The following is an 18,987-nucleotide window of genomic DNA, read 5'->3' on the forward strand; positions in this document are numbered from 1 at the left end:
GTTCTATTCAAGCTGAGACGGATAAAGTGTCATTCCGCCGTCGACGAAAAGTGTTGCGCCGGTCACATAGCTTGCTTCCTCAGATACGAGCCAAGCTGCTGCTGCCGCCACTTCTTCAGGCTTTCCGAAGGCTTTCATCGGGATTTTTTTCAATTGTTTTTGCCTGCTCTCTTCCTTTTTCGTATCAACATTTGATTCTGTGGCAATGGTGCCGGGCGCTATCGCATTGACGCGGATTCCCTTATCCGCATAATTGAGCGCCAGCGTTTCCGTCATCATCTTGATGCCGCCTTTGGATGTGGAATACTGAACGTTGACAGGGCGCGGAATCTGCTGATGAACACTTGAGATATTCAGCACATTGCCCTTGATATTGTTTTTCATCATGTGGTTAAGTGCTGCTTTCGCTCCCAGAAAGGTTCCGGTAACATTGACATCAATCACTCTCTGCCAATCTTCAAGACTCATCTCATGCGGCATCGCCTCAACGCCGTTAAAACCAGAGTTGTTTACCATCACATCGAGCGTGCCGAAATGCTCTAAAGCTGTGTCCAAGAGCGCCTGAATCCCCTCTTCTTTTGACACGTCCGCCTCAACTGCGACGGCTTTCCCTCCGTTCTGCTTAATGATTTCCAGGGTTTCATCGGCTCCAGACGGGTCGCTGTGGTAGTTTACAACAACATTCATTTTCTCCTGTCCGAACCGTTCCGCAATGGCTTTCCCGATTCCTTTTGAAGACCCTGTCACAATCGCTGTTTTTCCGGTTAAATCTTTGTACATACTTGATATCCTCCTCTGATTTCTCACTATGCAGTGGAAAATACCCTGTTTTTCCGAGTTGAAAACAGCACAAAAAAAAGCAGAGAACCTGTAGTTCTCTGCCATTTCCTATTGAAAACGCTGCTCGGCAAGCTTCTTTTTAATATTCATCAGCCTGCGGTAAAAGAAAGCGGCGGACTCGTAATGTTCCAGCTGATTGAAACGTTCCGCTGTATCATGCAGCAGATCTTCGGCGTCTGCAAGAAGCTGCCTGGATTCCAGCAGGTCAAAGCATTCTGTAAGCACGTTCAGGTCACCGTTTCCAAGATACAGCTCATGAATGAGGCGGAATTTCGTCAAGTACATGTCATCCTCCCATTCAGCCGCGCTCTTTATCCCGCGGTCATACGCCTCTACTGCTTTGTCGTATTTTCCCTCTTTACAGTAGATATGGGTCAGTGAAAATACAGCTTGAACAGCTTGCTGAAAGTTGTGCTCCTCAAAAATGGCGGCGGCTGTTTTGAAATAGCCCTCCGCTTCTTTGTAATCACCCAGACTGTACTTACAGTGTCCGACATTATAATAGGCAGCGGCGATCATGTACGCTTCTTCAAGCTGCCTGGCATGATCTAAAGCGCTGCACAAGTGGGTCAGTGCTTTTTCATGATGATACACATCGGTCAAATTTCCGGCGATGATAAATTCACACTGAACCCGGCGGCGACCGTACAGTTCATATTTCGTATAGATATCAAGCGCCTGGCTCGCATAATTCATGGAAAAATACGTTTGTTTGATGTGATAATACACTTCTGCGACTTTAAAAAGAAACTCAGCTTTTTCGATCTCATCCTCGACATACTCGAGCTTTTCCTCGGCATGTTTATAATGGTCAATCGCTAATATGAAATTTTTCTGCTTGAATTCGTACATTCCTCTGAAATAATAAAAGTAATATTCCAATAAGCCCGTGAGTTTTTGCTGATTGCTTTCAATTTCGTTCAGCATATCAGAGAATGGAGGCTTGGTGTCGCTGTCTTTCACCGGCATCAGCTTATCAAGCATGATTCGATGCCGGAATTCCATCAAAGAAAAATATAAAAGCAAGTCCTGGTTCTCTTCCATATCTTCTAAATCGTATTCAATCTCCTGCTTTAACGCTTCTGCTTGATCTGCTTCAAATGCGCGAATGAGCTTGTACCATTCATTCAGCTTTACTGCTACTTCTTCTGATGGAATCTTTGCTCTCATCGGTCTGCCTCCTTCCTCCTGCTACTATTTATGTTATATTTTATCATAGCTGTTCGCTTTTAGAGAGAGTCAATCACTTAAAAGCGTTAACATTCAGCACATCTTGAGAAAGTGAGACCGATATGAAGTTACCCGCAAAAACATTTGTTATCTTATGTATTCTATTTCTTCTAGATCTTTGTTTTAGTTATATTCGGCATGAATGGCATTCTCAAAACGCCTTGCAGGACATGCCTGTCCCCTCGGATCTTCATCCGATTGTGAAGCAGAATGCCGATGCACTCAAAGCCGCTGCAGCGAATAAAGGCATTACCGTCGTCATTACTGAAGGATTCAGGTCCTTTAAGGAACAAGATGAATTATATAAACAGGGACGTACAAAAAAAGGGAATATTGTCACCTATGCAAGAGGAGGGGAATCGTATCATAACTATGGTTTAGCGATTGATTTCGCCCTTCAAAAAAAGGATGGAAGCATCATATGGGATATGGAATATGACGGCAATCAAAACGAAAAGTCAGATTGGCTGGAGGTTGTCGAGATCGCTAAGACACTCGGTTTTGAATGGGGCGGGGATTGGAAGCGATTCAAGGACTTTCCCCACTTGGAGATGATTCCTAACTAGACACCCCTCACAGCCTTTTCTTTTTCCTTATGTGCGCATCAATATAGGAAGGGTAAACCGGCTTATAGACAAGTTTGCAGTGCTGGTCACTGCCTGCAGTAAAGTCAGGCTGCCACTCCAGCTTCACATCAAAAGCGGCTAAAAACGCTTCTCTCGCTTCTTCAGCGGAAACATCCGGCCTGTGATTTATCGCTTCCAATTGTTCAGGTTCAATATCAGGCGCCATAAAAGCGTCAATCAACCCAGTTTCCGGATTGACAATGATGCGGGCAGCGCCGAACCGCAGCGGCACTCCTTTATACCAGACAGAAAAATGGTTGCGGACTCTCCCTCTTTCATCAATTCGGACGGGATTCACCCTGAAAAACTCAGCCGCTCTCGGATAGAGGGCATACAAAAATTGAAGCGCTATCTCTTGGCATTCTTCCGTGGAGCATTGGCGGTTGTTCTGCCGCTCCATAAAAGAAAGCGCTGCTTTTAATTTTCCGGTTCTTTTATCCGTCTTCATTTTGATTGTGTTTTTATTTCTCGTTTCAAAATAGCTTCCTATTCTTAAATCCTTACGCTCCGGCGCAGCGCCCCTGCGCCATGTGCTTCCAATTTGTTCTCCAAAGTCTCTTTCACTGACTTTCTGCATATCAGAGGTAAAACCCAGCAAGGCAAATATATCAACTTCTTCCTTGTTCTGAAGCGGCGGCAGTGGCGCCGTGTTTTCTATTCTTTCATCTGCGATATGCTGGTCGGGCACAATTTCGTCTACATCTGCGGGATAGCTGTATCCCGGGAGAATCGGTTCATAAACAAGCCTTGGTTCCTGTTCGCCATCAATGACATCGTACATCAGCTCAAAAGACATTGTGTTTAAGTAATGGGACACAACCTTCTCTTTTGCTACAAATTCCGTCGGAACTTCGGCTTTATACCCTTCCCCGTAATATAGAAAGTGGACAATCTGACCGCTTCGTGTCATATCAATTAAAAAACCTGAATTGGGAATCGGAAGCCCCAGCTCCATTTTGGTATAGACAAACCGGATGTGCTGCCCCCGTTCTTCCTTGCCTTGAAAATGAAAATTCATAAATGTGCCGGGATGATTGGCAGCGGCAAACTGAAGAGCCGTCAGCTTCAGCTCGGCATCTGGAAGTTGTTTGTCTGTCTCGGAGCGGACAGTTGTTGAAAAGGTGAGCAAAGCGCCGTCATTTCTAAGTTCAACTGTAATGTGCTTTTCCGGATCTTTAGGGTCCTTCCAGATAAAATATGCCTGCCCGTTCTTCTTTTGCTTTTGGTCGTAATCTTCTATCTCAAGCTCATAATGCGTCGGTACATTTCCGATCTCCTGCGCCTTCTTTTTCAGCTGTTTATTAACCAATGAAGTCATCCCTTTCAAAGAGTCTACGACAAAGAGAATCCTGTTTATTATATAAAAAGACCTTTCTTCTTTTAAAGTGAAGAAAGGTCCTTTTCTATTATTGTCATTGTTTTTCGAGATTCTTTCTGTTACTTTCATCACATACTCTCTTCTATATCTGAGGCAATTGCGTGACTTTTGGCTGTTTCACCATATGCTGAAGACAGGCTCTCCTGTATGTGCATCGATAAAACGCGGATACACCGGCTTATAGACGAGCCGGTAGCTGTGTTCTTCATCATCCCCGTACTCTCTTTCCCAGCCAAGCTCAACTTTAAAATGCTGCCAAAAGATAGCCTTGGCTTGTTCAACTGAAATGGCCGGCACAGGATCAATGGTTGCCAGCTCATTTGGGTCAATATCCGGTCCCATATAAACGGTGATATACCCTGTCTGGCGGCTGACACAAATTTTGATCTGCCCAAATCGGATCGGAACTCCGTGACAATGCGCTTCAAATGTAAAAACAGCGACTGCGTTTTCTTCTTCATCCTTTTCATCGTATCTGATCCTAAAATATTGATCGGCATTCGGAAATAAAGCAAACAGAAAGCGAAGCGCGATTTTTTCGCACTCTGCCAAAGTTACTGTCAGCGGCCCTTTTTCCTCCATAAATGACATGACGCCTTCGAGTTTTCCGGTTTCTTTGTTATAGATGGTTTTCAGCACTTGATGAGTCCGTCCCTTAAACCAGCTGTCCATGCTTTTATCCGCCGGCTGATACACAGGGTCATCCGGATTCCGCCAAACGATTCCGATTCTCCCATCTCCCAAATCCGCTTCCCGCTCTTTGACAAACCCATTTTCAATACCAATCATGCTGTCAGGATCGGCCTTTTCGCGGATGCCCTCGAATAAAGGGAGAGGAAAGCTCTCAGGCTCCCTGTAATTATCGTCATCATCAACTCCTCCTTGTTCTTCTTGAACCAAATCCGCAGGTACGGTAATGGCCCTACATTCAGGCTCATACACCAAATGCGGCTGATCATCTCCGTTTTTGTAAACAGAACGATGGAGAACCTCAAACAAAAGGTCGAACTCCACGTCCTTCTTGATAAAGGCAAATGCCTCTTCAACATCCGCGACCCTCTTTGGCTTGATGATGCTGCCCGCTTCGCCGTAATAGCGGAAGTAAACGATCTCACCTGATAAGGAAACATCAGCCATAAATCCGCTCATGGGGAGAGGAAGCCCAGCCTCCATTTGAACATATGAAAATCTCACTTTATCGCCGTATGCACGGTCATTTTCTTCACGAACAAAGGCAGAGAGTGCCCCCGGATGATGAGTCTCGACAAATTGGCGTATGATATCCTCTAGTTTCTCCTCAGACAGCCTTTCTCCGCTTTCAGGCTCAATATCACGGGAAAGGGATTCCAGCTCCCCGTCCGGTCCAAGTTCCACGATAATGCCGATATTCTCATCCTGAGGATCTGTCCAACAAAAACAGACTCTTTTGTCATCACCGCCATAATCTTCAATTTCCAGTTTTAAGTGTGTCGGCACCCGGCCGATTTCCAGTGCTTTTTGTTTCAGTCCCTCTTTCTTCACAAAGGCAGCCCCTTTCATCCTTCTTAAGTTCCCTCTAACTAATCAAAAAGTAATAGTCTAAAATACACAGTTTTCTGAGTTTACCAGTTTTACCAGAACATTTTTCACCAAAAATAGGATGATGAACCTATTCAATATAAAAGCTAATAATCTTAAAATTAATTCCGTTGTAACTTTTTATAGGTCCATTCATGACAAAGGAGGGCGGAGTTTCCAGAAAATCCGGTGAAAACCGTGAGAAAAGAACTGATTTTTTTGGTTATATGATGCTAATCCATTCAAAAAGATCCATTTCTCAAAGACAAAAGACTCCCCTTTCCTAAACCATTTGAGGAGGAAAAATGAATGTTTCAGAAAAAAACGTACGCTGTTTTCCTAATTCTTCTGCTGATGATGTTTACAGCTGCTTGTTCCGGCAGCAAAACAAGCGCGGAGAAGAAAGAATCAGAAACAGAAAAAAGCTCAGATATAGCTCAAGTCAAAATCAAGGATGTCTCTTATACGCTTCCGTCTAAATATGATAAGTCCACTTCAGATGACCAGCTTGTGTTAAAAGTCAATGTCGCGGTGAAAAACACAGGAAAAGACCCGCTGAATGTAGACAGTATGGATTTCACATTGTATCAAGGTGATACCAAAATGTCTGACACAGACCCTGAAGACTATAGCGAAAAGCTTCAAGGCAGCACGATTAACGCTGACAAATCCGTTGAAGGAAATCTTTTCTTCGTTGTAGATAAAGGCAAGCAATACGAGCTCAACTATACGCCGGAATCTTACGGTGATAAAAAGCCAAAATCAGTTACTTTTAAAATTGACGGAAAAGACAAAAAAATTCTGGCGACGGCAGATAAGCTCCAAGATTCTGCAAAAGCGTTATCAGCTTATGTTGATGTCCTTCTTTTCGGCAAAGATAACGCCGATTTCGAAAAAATCACCGGTGCTAACAAAAATGAAATTGTAAATGATTTTAATGAATCAGCCAAAGACGGTTATCTCTCAGCTTCCGGCCTTTCCAGCACATATGCGGACAGCAAAGCGCTTGATAATATCGTGAACGGCATTAAAGAGGGATTAAGCAAAAACTCTTCCATTCAAGCAAAAACGACTTCAATCTCTAAAGACGAAGCAATTGTTGAAGCCACAGTTAAACCTGTAGATGCATCTTCTCTTTCAGACCGTATCGAAGACAAAGTGAAAGACTACTACAGTAAAAACTCTAGTGCCAGCTATGAAGAGGCAGTGAAATACGCGCTTCAAGTCTACCCTGAGGAATTTAAAAAGCTTGGACCTGCTTCATCTGAAAAAACAGTTGAAGTAAAAATGAAGAAAAATGACATCGACCAATGGCAGCTTGATATGGATGATTACAGAGCAGCAGAATTAGTCGAAGCATTCATCAAAGAATAAAACACCAAAAGGAAATAGCCTCGGAGGCTATTTCCTTTTTTATTTGAAAATGTCGCTGATGAAATTCACTTCATCTTCGGTCAGTTCAATGTTCAAGGTTTTCAGGTTATCCTGTAATTGCTCCGGTCGTTTAGCTCCTGGAATAATGGCATCAATCGCCGGTCTCGTTAACAGCCACGCCAAGGCGACATGTGCCGTATCCGCTTGTTTTTCCTCCGCTACTGCTTTCAGCTTATCTACTTTTTTGAGATTGTGGATAAACGTTTCACCCTGAAATTGAGGTTTATCCTTTCTGAAATCATCAAAGACTGTGTCTTGCGTGAATTTTCCTGTCAGCAGTCCGGACGCAAGCGGAAAGTAAGGAATAAAGGAGATGCCTTGTTTTTCACAGTATGGAAGAAGCTCTTTCTCGGCATCACGCTGTATGAGAGAATATTCGGCCTGGAAGACCTCCAAATAGCCGTCAGCATTAAAATCCTGCAATTGCTGATAATCGAGGTTCGAAGCGCCGATCGCTTTGATTTTCCCCTCATCCTTCAGCTCTTTCAAAGTGCCCGCCACTTCAGCGAGAGGTGTTTTTCCATCCGGAAAGTGAACATAATACAAATCAATGTAATCTGTTTTCAGCCGCTTCAGGCTCTTCTCCACCTCGCTGCGAAGAAACTCCCGGCTATTGTCTAATTCAATGCTGCCGTTCACTTCTTTATGAGCTCCTTTGGTGGCGATGATGAGCTCATTCCGTACGCCGCGTTCCTGTACGACTTCGCCTATTAATTCTTCAGATCGCCCCAATCCATATATAAAGGCGGTATCGATAAAGTTGACGCCGCCATCCAATGCCGTGCGCACTAAATCCTTCCCTGTTTCATCATTTAGATTTGGAAATAGATTATGCCCGCCGACCGCATTCGCGCCGAATCCGATCCGCTTCACCTTCAGCTTCGTTTTGCCGAGTGTACGTGTTTGATCCATTGTTCCTTCTCCTTTGAAACCAATTTTGATGAAAAATAGTGCAGGGTCACTTTTTGTATTAGATATCCTTTTTCTATTTTCCTTCTTTTTTCAGGATATACAAAAAGGAGAAAGTGTATTTCTCCTTTCGCAAGTTTATTTTGGAAGAACCCATTTGTCTTTCAGGAAGCAGGCTCTGGCTAGTAAAAAGAAGATGGCGATGAGCACGGCGATGGTTCCTGACGTAGACAAAATGGCAGCCGGGTCAACCATCCCGAATAAAAGCTGTTTAAATAACGCATGCAGGTTCAGAAACGGGATGAGAAAGTATGATAAGTCAAATTGGTTCGGTGCCTTGCTGAAGATGAAAAACATCGGAAACACAGGCAGAAAGACGACGAGAGACATATAGCTTTGCGCTTCTTTTACCGAGCTGGACATGATGCTGATGAAAAGCTCCATCGCAGATATCAGCAATGCAGAGAGCACAATGATTAAGGCTGAAGCGCCGATTACACTCCACATATGATCTCCCAGCTGGAAGGCCGTTTTTAAATTTTCGGTAAATAACACGGTGGACAAAATCAAAAACACCAAAGCCAATACACCTGAAGCCACGGCAAAAGTGGAAACCGCAAGCCACTTGCCGACCAGCACTTTGTTTCTGCTGACTGGCGTTAATAGCAGCGCCTCGATCGACTTCCGGTCCTTTTCACCGGCCATGATATCAAGAGCGATCGGCATTGCGCCGGAAACAATGGAAGTCAGAATCAGCATGGGCAGAATGGCGGAAAGCATAATAGCGGAAGTCCCTTTCTCCTCATCCGCTTCCTTTTGCTGAATCGTAAATGGCTGGATGACCGATTGATCAATGCGCTTATTTGTTAAACGTTCCTGCACAATTTCATTTTTGTACTGATCTAAGGCAGACTGCACAAGCTGCATGGCATTTGACGACCCTTGATCGATTGAATTGCCGTAAACATCAACCTTAAAAGGTGTCATGCTGTTGACATATGAGTCGAACTCTTTCGGGACGTTCAGATAGGCATCTGCTTTTCCTTCATCAACTGCCTCTTCAGGCTTTGCAAATGTTTTTACGCTGATTTCGTCAATCTCATTAAGCTTGCTTTCCAGTGCGGGCGGAAGCGAATGGCCGACAGCCAGCGTGTACTGCTCCCCTTTGTCGGACAGCATGCTTTCATAAAAGAAGACAAGTCCAAGCATCATAATCATCGGCACTAAAATTGTGAGTAAAATCGTTTTTCTGTCGCGCAAAGCGTCGATCATTTCTTTTTTATAAATATGGCTCAGCATTTAAGAAATCCCCCTGACAAGCTTAGACATAAAGATGTAATTCAAATCCTCACTGCGCTCGCTCTCGTATAGTGTTTCAAGCGCCCCTCGGTAAATCACCTCTCCGCTGTGAATCATGATGACACTGTCACAGAGCGCCTGCACTTCCTCCATAATGTGGCTGGAGAAAAGAATCGTTTTTTGTTCTCTTTTCAGCTGCTGTATAAATTCTCGGAAGATGTTGCTTGACGTAATATCAAGCCCAGTTGTCGGCTCATCAAATAAAATGATGTCCGGATCGTGAATCAGCGCTCTGGCAATGGCGACTTTCTGCCTCATGCCTTTCGAAAACCCGCCCACTCTCCGGTTCATATAATCGCGCATGCCGAACCGTTTCGATAAATCTTCTATTCTTGCTTTGATCTCGTGGCGGTTCAGCCCATACAGCCTGCCGAAGTATTGGAGATTTTCTTTAGCGGTCATCCTGTCGTAAAGCCCGGTTTCTCCTCCGAATAAGACACCGATTCTTTTTTTGACCTCAGCCGGCTGCTTGACCGTGTCAAAGCCGTCTACTGTGATTACACCCTGTGATGGTTCAAGCAAGGAAGCAATCATTCTCAGCATCGTGGTTTTGCCGGCACCGTTTTCTCCGAGAATGCCGACCACTTCTCCTTTTTCAATTGTTAAGCTTACATCTCGCACCGCTTTGACTACTTTTTTCTTATCCTGAAACCTGCGGCTGCAATCGGTCAGTGTAATCATGTCACAATCTCCCTTATCTTTATTTCTAGTAATGACTATATACGAAAAGCTGGATTAGTTGGATAAAGTTGTCGCGAAGAGTTCTTTTTATGTCGCGAAATGGGATAGAATAAAGATGATTCTATGTAACTAGGGGAATGATAATGGTAAAAGTCGGACTTGTAGATGATTATCGAGTAGATTTAGAGAAGCTGGAAGCGATCGTGACCAGAATGCAGGACGTCGAAATTGTCTTTTCCACCGATTCAGCGGAGGAAGCCTACAGGCGGGTAAAGAATGGAGACATTGATCTGCTGCTTGCCGATATCGAGATGCCCCATATATCTGGCTACGAGCTTGCTGATTTGATCAAATCCCATTCACTTGATGTGGATGTGATTTTTGTTACCGGCCACGGCGGTTATGCGGTTCACGCCTTTGACCTGAACGTCCATGATTATATTATGAAGCCGTACTATGCCGAGCGTCTGGCCGCTTCCTTCGACCGCTACTTGAAAAAGAAAACGGAAACGAGTTTGAATGGGCGTATATTGATAAAGCAAAAGTCTGAAATGCACGTCCTGCAAAAGAAGGATATTATTTTCGCAGAACGGACGGGACGTTCGACGACGATTGTGACAACCGCCGAAGAGGTGCAAACGTATCAAACATTAAATGATATTAAAGGCGACCTGCCCGAAAAAGATTTTCTTCGTTCGCATCGTTCCTTTATTATCAACATTCATTACATAAAGCATTTTTCCGCTTATACCAAGCATTCATTCACAGTTTCCTTTGAGGGAACGTCTAAAAAAGCGATGATCACCAAGCAGCAGCTTGATTATTTTCAAAACTACTACTTTTGAGGAGTTCAGAACGTGATTACCCTTTTTCAATGTCTTTATCTGGTTTTATTTAGTTTCATATGTTATCAGGGAGCTGCTGCTTTTTCACATAGCACAGCCGCCTCTTGGCTCACCGCTGTTTTAGGCGCAGCTGCTGCAGGATTGTACATTTGGAATACGAATCGGGTGTGGAAACACTGTTCCTCAGGGCTTTGTGCATGGATTGCCGTGATTCAAGTGATGTCGGCGGGAGTGGTGCTGATCGGCACAGACATCATGCAGGCATTATGTGTAATCGTAATATTTGCAGGGTGTGAAGGGCTCCGTATCGGACAGTCTGCTTTGCAGGCAAGGCTTTCTGATCAAATTGATAAGCTGACTCAAGCTGAACAGCACGCCAATCAAATGCTGATTGATGTGAGAAGCCGGAATCATGACACAATGAAACATATCACTGCAATCAAATCAGCTCAGCCCAAGGCAGATACACAAGCATATATTCAAAACTGGGCGGATCAATACAGTCAATATGACCGATTTTTGAAGGGAGAGAACGCGTACGTTGCAGGGGTGCTTTATGATTTTTTAGAAAAAGCCCGCGCCTCGAATGTGAGTGTTTCGCTGCATATTCATACACCGCTTTCTTCCCTTCCGTTTTCGCCTGCTGATCAGGTCAGCTTGGTCGGCAACATATTAGAAAATGCGCTCGACAGCGCGGCGGAGGCCCGAGAAAAAGCAGAGATTAAACTGGAGACTTCACTGCGCAGCGGACTTTATGTACTGACTTGTGAAAACAGCACTCCCGGGATGGACCCAAAAGTGCTCGATACAATCTATCAATCGTTTGGCCGCTCAACGAAAAACGGCGCTCATGAAGGCATGGGCACATATATCATTCAAAAACTGGTGAAGAGCGCTTTTGGCAGGCTGGATTTTACCTACCGCCACCCCATCTTCCGGTTAGAAATCAAAATTCCGTTTCAGAAATAAAAAAACCTTGAAAAGCCCGGCTTTTCAAGGTTTTTTTCATTATGAGGATAACGCTTGTGCAAAACGATCTGCTTCATCTTGCAGCGTGCTTTCAATTTCTTTGTAACGGCTGGAAATCGTTGATGCACTAACTCCGTATTTTTTCGCCAGTTTAGCTTGAGAAACGGACGCGCCGTTGAGAGAAATCGCGTTTACATAATATTCAACTGCCGCCGCAAAAGCTTCCGGCTTTCTGATGACAGGTGATTTTTTCTCGCAGAATGTTTTCCAGATGTCAATAACAGCTGGGATCAATTCAGTCGGATACTCTTCCCCGCTCATGCCTTCTTCAATAGCCGCAGCGGTTTCTTTCTCCAAGTCGTTTGCCCACTCAACAGTGCTTACTTCCGCTTTCTCTGCTTGTGGCTCTTCATCTTTCTCAGCTAACAACGCGAACAGAACGTTGTTGAATTCCTGCTTCATGAAGTCCTCCGGCGTTTTGCCTTCCTTCACAGCGGCATCCGCATATTTCTTCACCTTGCTGATCAGCGCTTCTGTTCTCTTCACCGGGAAGATCGTGAACTGCATGAAGAATTCTGCTTTTTCCGCTTCGTGGATTGGGTATCCAAGAATCAGGCTTCCCACTGGAGGAAGGTCTTGATTGCTGGCGTCCATTTCCACTTCGAATTGTTTTGCCGTAATAACATCTTCAAAGTGAATGATGCCTTCCTTCAGGTCCTTCAGCAGCAATAAAGCAGGCGTCATGCTCTGCCATGATTCTACGATCTCACGCGTTTTAGGACGAGTGATCGAATCGCCTTTTTTCTGAAGGTACTCTTCGAAGATTGTCTTCTCACCAGCAAGCGGGTGGAAGAAGATTCCCCAGATTCCTAAGTTAAATACGCTGATGTCTTTCGTCTGTCTGTCCATAGCAGAAAGAAAATCATGCTGGTTGATAAAGCCTGAAATGCTTTCTCTATGTACTGTGAAGGCATACTCCACTAAGTCTTCCTGAATTTGTTTCGCTTCTTTTGCCGCTAGTTCCGCCGGGAAGTCGACAACTTTACTTCCGCAGCATTTTTTATATTTCTTGCCGCTGCCGCATGGGCAAGGGGCATTTCGTTTCACTTTTCCCACAATAAACCCTCCGAATTCTGTTGTAACTTTTCTATTTTAACAAAAATAACTTCTGAGGGCTTGGTTTCGGGCTAAAAAAGAATTTGGTAATGTGATAAGCTGGTTGATTATGCCAATTTACCTATGACATTTTCACCAACTTTTGTGATTTAAGGCTTATCACCTATTCCCACTTTAGGCCCTTCTTTTTTACAATCATTAGGTATTTATTTAACATTTTAAGGAGTGTTTCTATTGGAACTAGCTGGTTTCATGCTGCGCGCCTGCGCTCTTGTACTTGATGTAATCATTGCCGCAGCAGTGATTTTGGCAGCCGGATTTACGTTTGGCGATGAGTCCGCCGGTGTCATTATTGTCGCCATATTGATGCTGATTGTGTATCCTTTGCTGATGCCGCTGACAAATTGGAAGGGCACACTGGGCAAAAAAATCATCGGGCTGCAAATCGTGAGGGACGAAACACACGAGAAAATTTCTTTCCTACAGGCGATTGTCCGTTACATCATAGCGTGGGTGCATGTATTCTCCCGCCTGATCTATTTGACTGCCGCATTTACGAAGAAAAAACAAACCGTTCATGATATGGCGGCGAAAACCATTGTGCTGAAAGCAGAATAACCTTGAAGAATAGCATTCTTCAAGGTTTTGTTTTTCATTAATTCGTATTCTGGCCCCCGCCGTTCAGCCCTTCTTTAATCAGGCTGTTGACTTGGCTGCTGTACAGAAGGCCGATGTGTCCAACGCCATGGATTTGAACGTTTCTAGCACCGTCTAATCTTGATAAATAATTCATGACAATCATATCGGCACTGCTGTAAATGGATGTGTATAAAATCTTTTGATTTGGATCTGTTCCCGGAAGCGCCTTACCTGTCGTCAAACGGTTGGCGCCGCCAAGCGTCACGACGTTTTCAACTTTATTTCCGCCGTCCAGATTTTTTATGTAGTAAAGTGTGTTCGCGCCCCCCATACTGTGAGCGACAATATCCACTTTTTTCGCACCCGTTTCATCTAAAACCTTTTGCACAAATCGTGACAATACCGGGCCATTGTTATAATTTGTGCCTGTCTTGTCCCAAAAATCAACTGCATACAGCTTGTCCCGCGACCAGCCCTGAGATACGAGATAGCTCTTAATTCCCGCAAAATTGAATGATGCCCCTCCAATGCCGTGAACCATAACGACTGGATTGTGTTCAGCGGCTTTTACTGACGGCTGCAACGCAAACAGCGATGTAACAGACAGCATCAAAATTGTTACAAGTGCAATAATCCTTCTTTTTACAAATTTCATAATATCCTCCTTTTTTTGTAACAAATTCTCCAATTATATTACGTTACCAAATTAATTAAGTAAAGGGTAATTTTGGCTTATTTTTAAAGAAATTTTAAGATTCAGAGGTCATTATTGGTCCTAAAAAGCCAAAAAAAGAAGGCTTATTCGCCTTCTTTTCTTCAATACTCATTGAAATAAGCTTGGATTTTTTGAGGATCATTTGTTTTGGTAAGCGCAAGCATCAGCAACATCCGTGCTTTTTGGGGGTTTAAAGAGTTCGATGCCAGCAGGTCCTTTTCCGCATAGTCTTGGTTTGGTGTGACGACACCATTTCCCGTGCGGGTAGAGCGCACCACTGTAACGCCTTTTTTGACTGCGCTGTCCGCCCCTTTTTCGGCTGCATCAGATAAAGACCCGTTCCCAGAACCGGCAAATACAATCCCCTTTGCTCCGGCTTTTACAGCAGCGTCAAACAGGTAGCTTCCGTCATTTTGGTATCCATAGATAATGTCAACCTGCGGCAGCTCATCAAGATTAGAAACCGAGAAATCCGTGTCCTTCGTATGCTTACGGGTAATCTCATTATTAAAATAGATATCATCTGCAATTGTTCCGACGAAGCCCATTTCTTCTGATTTAAATGTATCTGTTGTGGTTGTGTTTGTTTTGGTGACATATCGGGCTGAGGCAATCCGGTCGTTAAGAACAACAAGCGTCCCTTTCCCTTTTGCCTCAGGGGCACCTGCCACTTTCACTGCATTGTACAGGTTAGAAGGCCCATCAGCGCTGATGGCTGTGGAAGGTCTCATCGAACCGACAATAACAACCGGTTTATCACTTTTCACGGTAAGATTCAAAAAATAAGCGGTTTCCTCCAATGTATCTGTTCCATGAGTCACGACGATTCCGTCTACATCATCTGAAGCGAGCAAGTGGTTGATGCGTTTCGCCAGCTTCAGCAATATTTTATTATCAATATTTGTGCTGCCGACGTTAACAATCTGCTCGCCGCTGACGTTTGCAATGTCTTTCATTTCTGGAACTGCCTCGATCAGTGATTCAACGCCGACAACACCTGCTTTATATTCAGTCGTTGAGGTTTTCGATTGATCGGCACCAGCTATCGTGCCTCCTGTCGCTAAAATTCTAATGTTTGGCAGACCTTTTTTTTCAGAGGCAGAAGCCGAAGAGACTTTTTGTGTCTGCGTTTTTTCTTTCGGGGATTCTTTTGTTTCAGGAGAATGTGAACATCCGGTAAAAACAAACAATAGTGCGGTAAAAAGTACGAGCATTCGTTGTTTTTTCATCTATTTCTCTCCTTACATCCATATGATGATTAATCATTGAACATTTTATCTATTCAGTCAAAAGATCAGTCAGCTTTTCTCTCAGTATTTTTTGTTGTCATATCCTTCTTTTTTTGTCTTTTCATACAATGAATTTTTCTTGACAATTGATGATTGAATCAAGATAATAGACCAGTCACTATATTTTTGATTGCAATTCAGTAAGGTGGGAATGTTATGAGTTATGGAGATTCCCGTGAGAAAATCCTTTCGGCAGCTACCCGGCTTTTTCAGCTGCAAGGGTATTACGGCACGGGGCTGAACCAGATTATAAAGGAAAGCGGCGCGCCTAAAGGCTCTCTTTACTACCACTTTCCCGGGGGTAAAGAACAGCTTGCGATCGAAGCCGTGAATGAGATGAAGGAGTATATCCGTCAGAAAATCGCGGACTGCATGGAAGCCTGCACCGATCCAGCGGAAGGCATTCAAGCCTTTTTGAAGGAGCTCTCCTGCCAGTTTTCATGTACGGAAGACATTGAAGGCTTGCCTGTGGGCTTGCTAGCGGCTGAGACGTCATTGAAAAGCGAACCGTTGCGCGAAGCCTGTCATGAAGCCTACAAAGAATGGGCCTCTGTATATGAGGAAAAACTGCGGCAGACTGGCTGCAGCGAGAGCCGTGCAAAAGAAGCCAGCACTGTGGTTAACGCGATGATTGAAGGCGGTATTCTTTTATCTTTGACGGCAAAAAACAGTACGCCGCTCCTTCATATCTCCAGCTGCATTCCTGACCTGCTGAAGAGATAAAAAAACGACATCCTACATGCAGTTGATAGAGAGGGGAAATGATTTTGGAAACAACAGCTAAAGCATCTCAGCAATACAAAGTGATGCCGATTATGATTTCCTTGCTGTTGGCCGGTTTTATCGGCATGTTCAGTGAAACAGCACTGAATATTGCGTTAACCGACCTTATGAAGGAATTGAACATTACAGCGGCAACCGTCCAATGGTTAACGACGGGCTACCTGCTTGTACTCGGTATCCTTGTTCCTGTTTCAGGACTGCTGTTACAGTGGTTCACAACAAGACAGCTTTTTACCGTGTCACTAATCTTTTCAATTATAGGAACCTTGATCGCGGCGCTTGCGCCGAGCTTCTCGTTTTTATTAGCAGCAAGGATCGTTCAGGCACTTGGAACCGGTCTTTTACTGCCCCTAATGTTTAACACAATCTTGGTGATTTTCCCGCCTCATAAACGGGGCGCCGCAATGGGAACGATCGGTCTTGTCATTATGTTCGCGCCCGCCATCGGCCCAACTTTCTCAGGATTGGTTCTGGAGCACCTCAACTGGCACTGGATTTTCTGGATCTCTCTTCCATTCCTTGTGCTGGCGCTTGTGTTCGGTATCGCATATATGCAGAATGTATCTGAAACGACAAAGCCGAAAATCGATGTATTGTCTATCATCCTGTCGACGATTGGCTTCGGCGGCATTGTGTTCGGATTCAGCAACGCGGGTGAAGGCTCCGGGGGATGGTCCAGCCCGACTGTTATCGTGTCGCTGATTGTCGGCGTTGTCGGCCTTATCCTATTTTCAATCCGCCAGCTGACAATGAAGCAGCCGATGATGAACCTCCGTGCGTTCAAATACCCGATGTTTATTTTGGGTGTGATCATGGTGTTCATTTGTATGATGGTCATTCTGTCATCTATGCTGCTTCTGCCGATGTATCTGCAAGGCGGCTTAGTCCTGACTGCATTTGCATCTGGTCTTGTTCTCTTGCCGGGCGGTATTTTAAATGGATTTATGTCCCCTGTTACAGGCCGCTTGTTCGATAAATACGGGCCGAAATGGCTTGTCATTCCGGGATTTGTGATTGTCACAGTTGTACTATGGTTCTTCTCAAATGTAACGACCACTTCAACAGCTGTGCTGATTATCATCCTGCACACCTGCTTGATGATCGGGATTTCTATGATCATGATGCCTGCACAGACAAACGGTTTAAACCAACTGCCGCGTGAATTTTATCCAGACGGCACCGCCATTATGAACACGCTGCAGCAAATGGCCGGCGCTATCGGAACAGCGGTTGCGGTCAGCATTATGGCTGCAGGCCAGCATGATTATATGAGTACAGTTAAAAACCCTGCCGATCCGGCAGTCATCCCGCAAGCTTTGACAGCGGGTGTACAGCACGCATTTGTGTTTGCAATGATTGTTGCCATTATCGGTTTAATTGGCGCTTTCTTTATGAAGCGCGTGAAGGTAGATCATTAATATGAAAAGCCCCTGACTAATGTTCAGGGGCTTTTTTATGTTTACTTGTGGATCGTTTTCGCCGCGATTTCATCAATCGCGTGACGCATTTCCTCCTTCGTATTATAAAAATGGGGAGCGAGACGGATAACTTTTTCCCGCGGCGCGCAAATCACTTTTTTCTTCTTCAGCAACGCCGCCGTTTCCGATGCCCGCTCATCCCGGATCGCAACCATGCCCGGCTGATCCCCACCTTGTGCCGCCGCCAGCTGCAGGCCTTTTTCAGCGGCATATTGAACTGCATCGGCACAGATCGTTTTCACATGATCCCTGATATGAGAAACCCCAATATGATTCAGCAGCGATAAAGCCGCTGCAGCTGCGTATACGCTGATAAAAGCTGGGGTGCCCGTTTGAAAACGGCGCGCGTCTTTTGCATAAGCCCCATCAAATCCGCTCTCTCTTCCGAACCAAGCTGATGCTTTCGGCTTCAGTGCGTCAGCCAGCTCCTTTCTCACATAAAGAAACGCCACACCCGGTATGCCGAGCAAATACTTCCGGGTGCCTGCTGCCAGCATATCTACGCCCCATTCCTTCACATCAATGGGAATATGCCCGGCTGATTGATAAGCATCTACAAACAATAAAGAGCCCTTTCTCTGAGAAATCTCGGCAATCGCTTTTATATCCTGAACATAGCCGTCACGATAATGAACGTGAGGAACACACGTCAGTACTGTTTCATCCGAAATATGCGTTTCATATTGTTCAAGCGGCAGCACGCCGTCTATTGATGGAATGACGGATACGGTATAATCGGAGTGTGCCTGCCAAACATGAGGCACCGCCGGAAAATCCATATCTGTATATACAACGTGCTTCTTTCCAAATGCAGTTAAGGACGATGCTACAGAAACCAGCGCATAAGAAACTGACGGTACAACCGCCACTTCATCCGGTTCAGCCCCGATCAGCTTTGCAAACTCGTTTCTCGCAAACTCTGTTTTTTCGATCGCTTCTTTCCAGTTCGTCCCCATATACAACAGGCTATCATGATAATCCTGGATCGCCCTTGATACAGGCTCTGCCAATGCGCTCTGAGAACAGCTGGCAAGCATCGTATGCGTCTGCAAGGTTGGGAATAAATGACGATACTGCTGCGGCAAATGCTCCATTATGATTCACTCCTTTACATTATTTTGATGAAAAACCCATAAATA

At 44.7% G+C, this 18,987-nt stretch carries 19 protein-coding genes; 8 read left to right on the forward strand and 11 right to left on the reverse strand.

Annotated features, from left to right (window positions below):
• Window positions 1-3: 3 nt before the first annotated feature.
• Window positions 4-780 (reverse strand): SDR family oxidoreductase, encoded by a 777-nt coding sequence (locus tag M1D94_RS19640; protein WP_003234739.1) that lies wholly within the window; start codon window positions 778-780, stop codon window positions 4-6.
• Between the two features lie 108 nt (window positions 781-888).
• Window positions 889-2,010 (reverse strand): response regulator aspartate phosphatase RapJ, encoded by a 1,122-nt coding sequence (gene rapJ, locus M1D94_RS19645; RefSeq protein ID WP_003234740.1) that lies wholly within the window; start codon window positions 2,008-2,010, stop codon window positions 889-891.
• A gap of 122 nt (window positions 2,011-2,132) precedes the next feature.
• On the opposite strand from rapJ, the gene cwlK reads away from it, so the two are divergent.
• On the forward strand, window positions 2,133-2,636 hold the full coding sequence (gene cwlK / locus M1D94_RS19650) for a peptidoglycan L-alanyl-D-glutamate endopeptidase CwlK (RefSeq protein ID WP_077671202.1): 504 nt from the start codon (window positions 2,133-2,135) through the stop codon (window positions 2,634-2,636).
• Window positions 2,637-2,643: 7 nt separating this feature from the next.
• Here cwlK and M1D94_RS19655 read toward each other — a convergent pair whose 3' ends face one another.
• Window positions 2,644-4,005 (reverse strand): YcdB/YcdC domain-containing protein, encoded by a 1,362-nt coding sequence (locus M1D94_RS19655; protein WP_456270316.1) that lies wholly within the window; start codon window positions 4,003-4,005, stop codon window positions 2,644-2,646.
• Window positions 4,006-4,191: 186 nt separating this feature from the next.
• Window positions 4,192-5,613 carry a YcdB/YcdC domain-containing protein gene (locus M1D94_RS19660; protein WP_326352964.1) on the reverse strand — a complete coding sequence of 474 codons (1,422 nt, stop codon included), beginning with the start codon at window positions 5,611-5,613 and terminating at the stop codon, window positions 4,192-4,194.
• Window positions 5,614-5,786: 173 nt separating this feature from the next.
• Between M1D94_RS19660 and M1D94_RS19665 the strand changes: the two genes are divergently transcribed.
• Both M1D94_RS19665 and M1D94_RS19670 read left to right on the forward strand, forming a co-directional pair.
• Window positions 5,787-5,918 carry a hypothetical protein gene (locus M1D94_RS19665; RefSeq protein WP_003246334.1) on the forward strand — a complete coding sequence of 44 codons (132 nt, stop codon included), beginning with the start codon at window positions 5,787-5,789 and terminating at the stop codon, window positions 5,916-5,918.
• A gap of 22 nt (window positions 5,919-5,940) precedes the next feature.
• The gene (locus M1D94_RS19670; RefSeq protein ID WP_003234750.1) at window positions 5,941-7,005 is read left to right on the forward strand and encodes a DUF4352 domain-containing protein; all 1,065 of its coding nucleotides are present in this window, start codon (window positions 5,941-5,943) and stop codon (window positions 7,003-7,005) included.
• A gap of 39 nt (window positions 7,006-7,044) precedes the next feature.
• Here the strand turns inward: M1D94_RS19670 and M1D94_RS19675 are convergent, their stop codons facing one another.
• The 3 genes from M1D94_RS19675 to natA all read right to left on the reverse strand — a co-directional run bounded on the left by M1D94_RS19675 (window position 7,045) and on the right by natA (window position 10,014).
• On the reverse strand, window positions 7,045-7,977 hold the full coding sequence (locus tag M1D94_RS19675; RefSeq protein WP_029317225.1) for an aldo/keto reductase: 933 nt from the start codon (window positions 7,975-7,977) through the stop codon (window positions 7,045-7,047).
• A 135-nt stretch (window positions 7,978-8,112) separates the two neighbouring features.
• Complete coding sequence (natB, locus tag M1D94_RS19680; RefSeq protein ID WP_069322340.1) at window positions 8,113-9,273, reverse strand: sodium ABC transporter permease NatB; 1,161 nt, start codon at window positions 9,271-9,273, stop codon at window positions 8,113-8,115.
• Window positions 9,274-10,014 (reverse strand): sodium ABC transporter ATP-binding protein NatA, encoded by a 741-nt coding sequence (natA, locus tag M1D94_RS19685; protein ID WP_165634631.1) that lies wholly within the window; start codon window positions 10,012-10,014, stop codon window positions 9,274-9,276. It lies immediately after the preceding gene.
• A 143-nt stretch (window positions 10,015-10,157) separates the two neighbouring features.
• On the opposite strand from natA, the gene natR reads away from it, so the two are divergent.
• Window positions 10,158-10,859 (forward strand): two-component system response regulator NatR, encoded by a 702-nt coding sequence (gene natR, locus M1D94_RS19690; protein WP_086343411.1) that lies wholly within the window; start codon window positions 10,158-10,160, stop codon window positions 10,857-10,859.
• 12 nt (window positions 10,860-10,871) lie between these two features.
• Complete coding sequence (gene natK, locus M1D94_RS19695) at window positions 10,872-11,828, forward strand: two-component system sensor histidine kinase NatK (RefSeq protein ID WP_088325262.1); 957 nt, start codon at window positions 10,872-10,874, stop codon at window positions 11,826-11,828.
• A gap of 39 nt (window positions 11,829-11,867) precedes the next feature.
• On the opposite strand, the gene M1D94_RS19700 is transcribed toward natK, so the two are convergent.
• Window positions 11,868-12,944, reverse strand: a complete 1,077-nt coding sequence (locus M1D94_RS19700; RefSeq protein ID WP_003234762.1) for a helix-turn-helix domain-containing protein — start codon at window positions 12,942-12,944, stop codon at window positions 11,868-11,870.
• A 234-nt stretch (window positions 12,945-13,178) separates the two neighbouring features.
• Here M1D94_RS19700 and M1D94_RS19705 point away from each other — a divergent pair, with 234 nt between their 5' ends.
• Window positions 13,179-13,562 carry an RDD family protein gene (locus M1D94_RS19705; RefSeq protein WP_151870469.1) on the forward strand — a complete coding sequence of 128 codons (384 nt, stop codon included), beginning with the start codon at window positions 13,179-13,181 and terminating at the stop codon, window positions 13,560-13,562.
• Between the two features lie 37 nt (window positions 13,563-13,599).
• Here M1D94_RS19705 and lipA read toward each other — a convergent pair whose 3' ends face one another.
• Both lipA and ansZ read right to left on the reverse strand, forming a co-directional pair.
• The gene (gene lipA, locus M1D94_RS19710; RefSeq protein WP_003234767.1) at window positions 13,600-14,238 is read right to left on the reverse strand and encodes a lipase LipA; all 639 of its coding nucleotides are present in this window, start codon (window positions 14,236-14,238) and stop codon (window positions 13,600-13,602) included.
• Window positions 14,239-14,399: 161 nt separating this feature from the next.
• Window positions 14,400-15,527 carry an asparaginase AnsZ gene (gene ansZ / locus M1D94_RS19715; protein WP_003234769.1) on the reverse strand — a complete coding sequence of 376 codons (1,128 nt, stop codon included), beginning with the start codon at window positions 15,525-15,527 and terminating at the stop codon, window positions 14,400-14,402.
• 216 nt (window positions 15,528-15,743) lie between these two features.
• Here ansZ and lmrA point away from each other — a divergent pair, with 216 nt between their 5' ends.
• Together lmrA and lmr(B) are read left to right on the forward strand one after the other, a co-directional pair.
• The gene (gene lmrA, locus M1D94_RS19720) at window positions 15,744-16,310 is read left to right on the forward strand and encodes a transcriptional regulator LmrA (protein WP_003246449.1); all 567 of its coding nucleotides are present in this window, start codon (window positions 15,744-15,746) and stop codon (window positions 16,308-16,310) included.
• Window positions 16,311-16,348: 38 nt separating this feature from the next.
• Entirely contained in the window at window positions 16,349-17,788 is a 1,440-nt protein-coding gene (gene lmr(B) / locus M1D94_RS19725; RefSeq protein ID WP_003234772.1) for a lincomycin efflux MFS transporter Lmr(B), read from the forward strand.
• A 41-nt stretch (window positions 17,789-17,829) separates the two neighbouring features.
• Here the strand turns inward: lmr(B) and M1D94_RS19730 are convergent, their stop codons facing one another.
• The gene (locus M1D94_RS19730; RefSeq protein WP_456270317.1) at window positions 17,830-18,942 is read right to left on the reverse strand and encodes an aminotransferase class V-fold PLP-dependent enzyme; all 1,113 of its coding nucleotides are present in this window, start codon (window positions 18,940-18,942) and stop codon (window positions 17,830-17,832) included.
• Between the last annotated feature and the right edge of the window lie 45 nt (window positions 18,943-18,987).

Source organism: Bacillus sp. JZ109, from assembly GCF_053903135.1.

Excerpts from the sequence above, each read along its gene's own strand:
- M1D94_RS19640 (WP_003234739.1), bottom strand. The coding sequence starts at position 780 with ATGTACAAAGATTTAACCGGAAAAACAGCGATTGTGACAGGGTCTTCA.
- rapJ (WP_003234740.1), bottom strand. The coding sequence starts at position 2,010 with ATGAGAGCAAAGATTCCATCAGAAGAAGTAGCAGTAAAGCTGAATGAA.
- cwlK (WP_077671202.1), top strand. The coding sequence starts at position 2,133 with ATGAAGTTACCCGCAAAAACATTTGTTATCTTATGTATTCTATTTCTT.
- M1D94_RS19660 (WP_326352964.1), bottom strand. The coding sequence starts at position 5,613 with ATGAAAGGGGCTGCCTTTGTGAAGAAAGAGGGACTGAAACAAAAAGCA.
- M1D94_RS19665 (WP_003246334.1), top strand. The coding sequence starts at position 5,787 with ATGACAAAGGAGGGCGGAGTTTCCAGAAAATCCGGTGAAAACCGTGAG.
- M1D94_RS19670 (WP_003234750.1), top strand. The coding sequence starts at position 5,941 with ATGTTTCAGAAAAAAACGTACGCTGTTTTCCTAATTCTTCTGCTGATG.
- M1D94_RS19675 (WP_029317225.1), bottom strand. The coding sequence starts at position 7,977 with ATGGATCAAACACGTACACTCGGCAAAACGAAGCTGAAGGTGAAGCGG.
- natB (WP_069322340.1), bottom strand. The coding sequence starts at position 9,273 with ATGCTGAGCCATATTTATAAAAAAGAAATGATCGACGCTTTGCGCGAC.
- natA (WP_165634631.1), bottom strand. The coding sequence starts at position 10,014 with ATGATTACACTGACCGATTGCAGCCGCAGGTTTCAGGATAAGAAAAAA.
- natR (WP_086343411.1), top strand. The coding sequence starts at position 10,158 with ATGGTAAAAGTCGGACTTGTAGATGATTATCGAGTAGATTTAGAGAAG.
- lipA (WP_003234767.1), bottom strand. The coding sequence starts at position 14,238 with ATGAAATTTGTAAAAAGAAGGATTATTGCACTTGTAACAATTTTGATG.
- ansZ (WP_003234769.1), bottom strand. The coding sequence starts at position 15,527 with ATGAAAAAACAACGAATGCTCGTACTTTTTACCGCACTATTGTTTGTT.
- lmrA (WP_003246449.1), top strand. The coding sequence starts at position 15,744 with ATGAGTTATGGAGATTCCCGTGAGAAAATCCTTTCGGCAGCTACCCGG.
- M1D94_RS19730 (WP_456270317.1), bottom strand. The coding sequence starts at position 18,942 with ATGGAGCATTTGCCGCAGCAGTATCGTCATTTATTCCCAACCTTGCAG.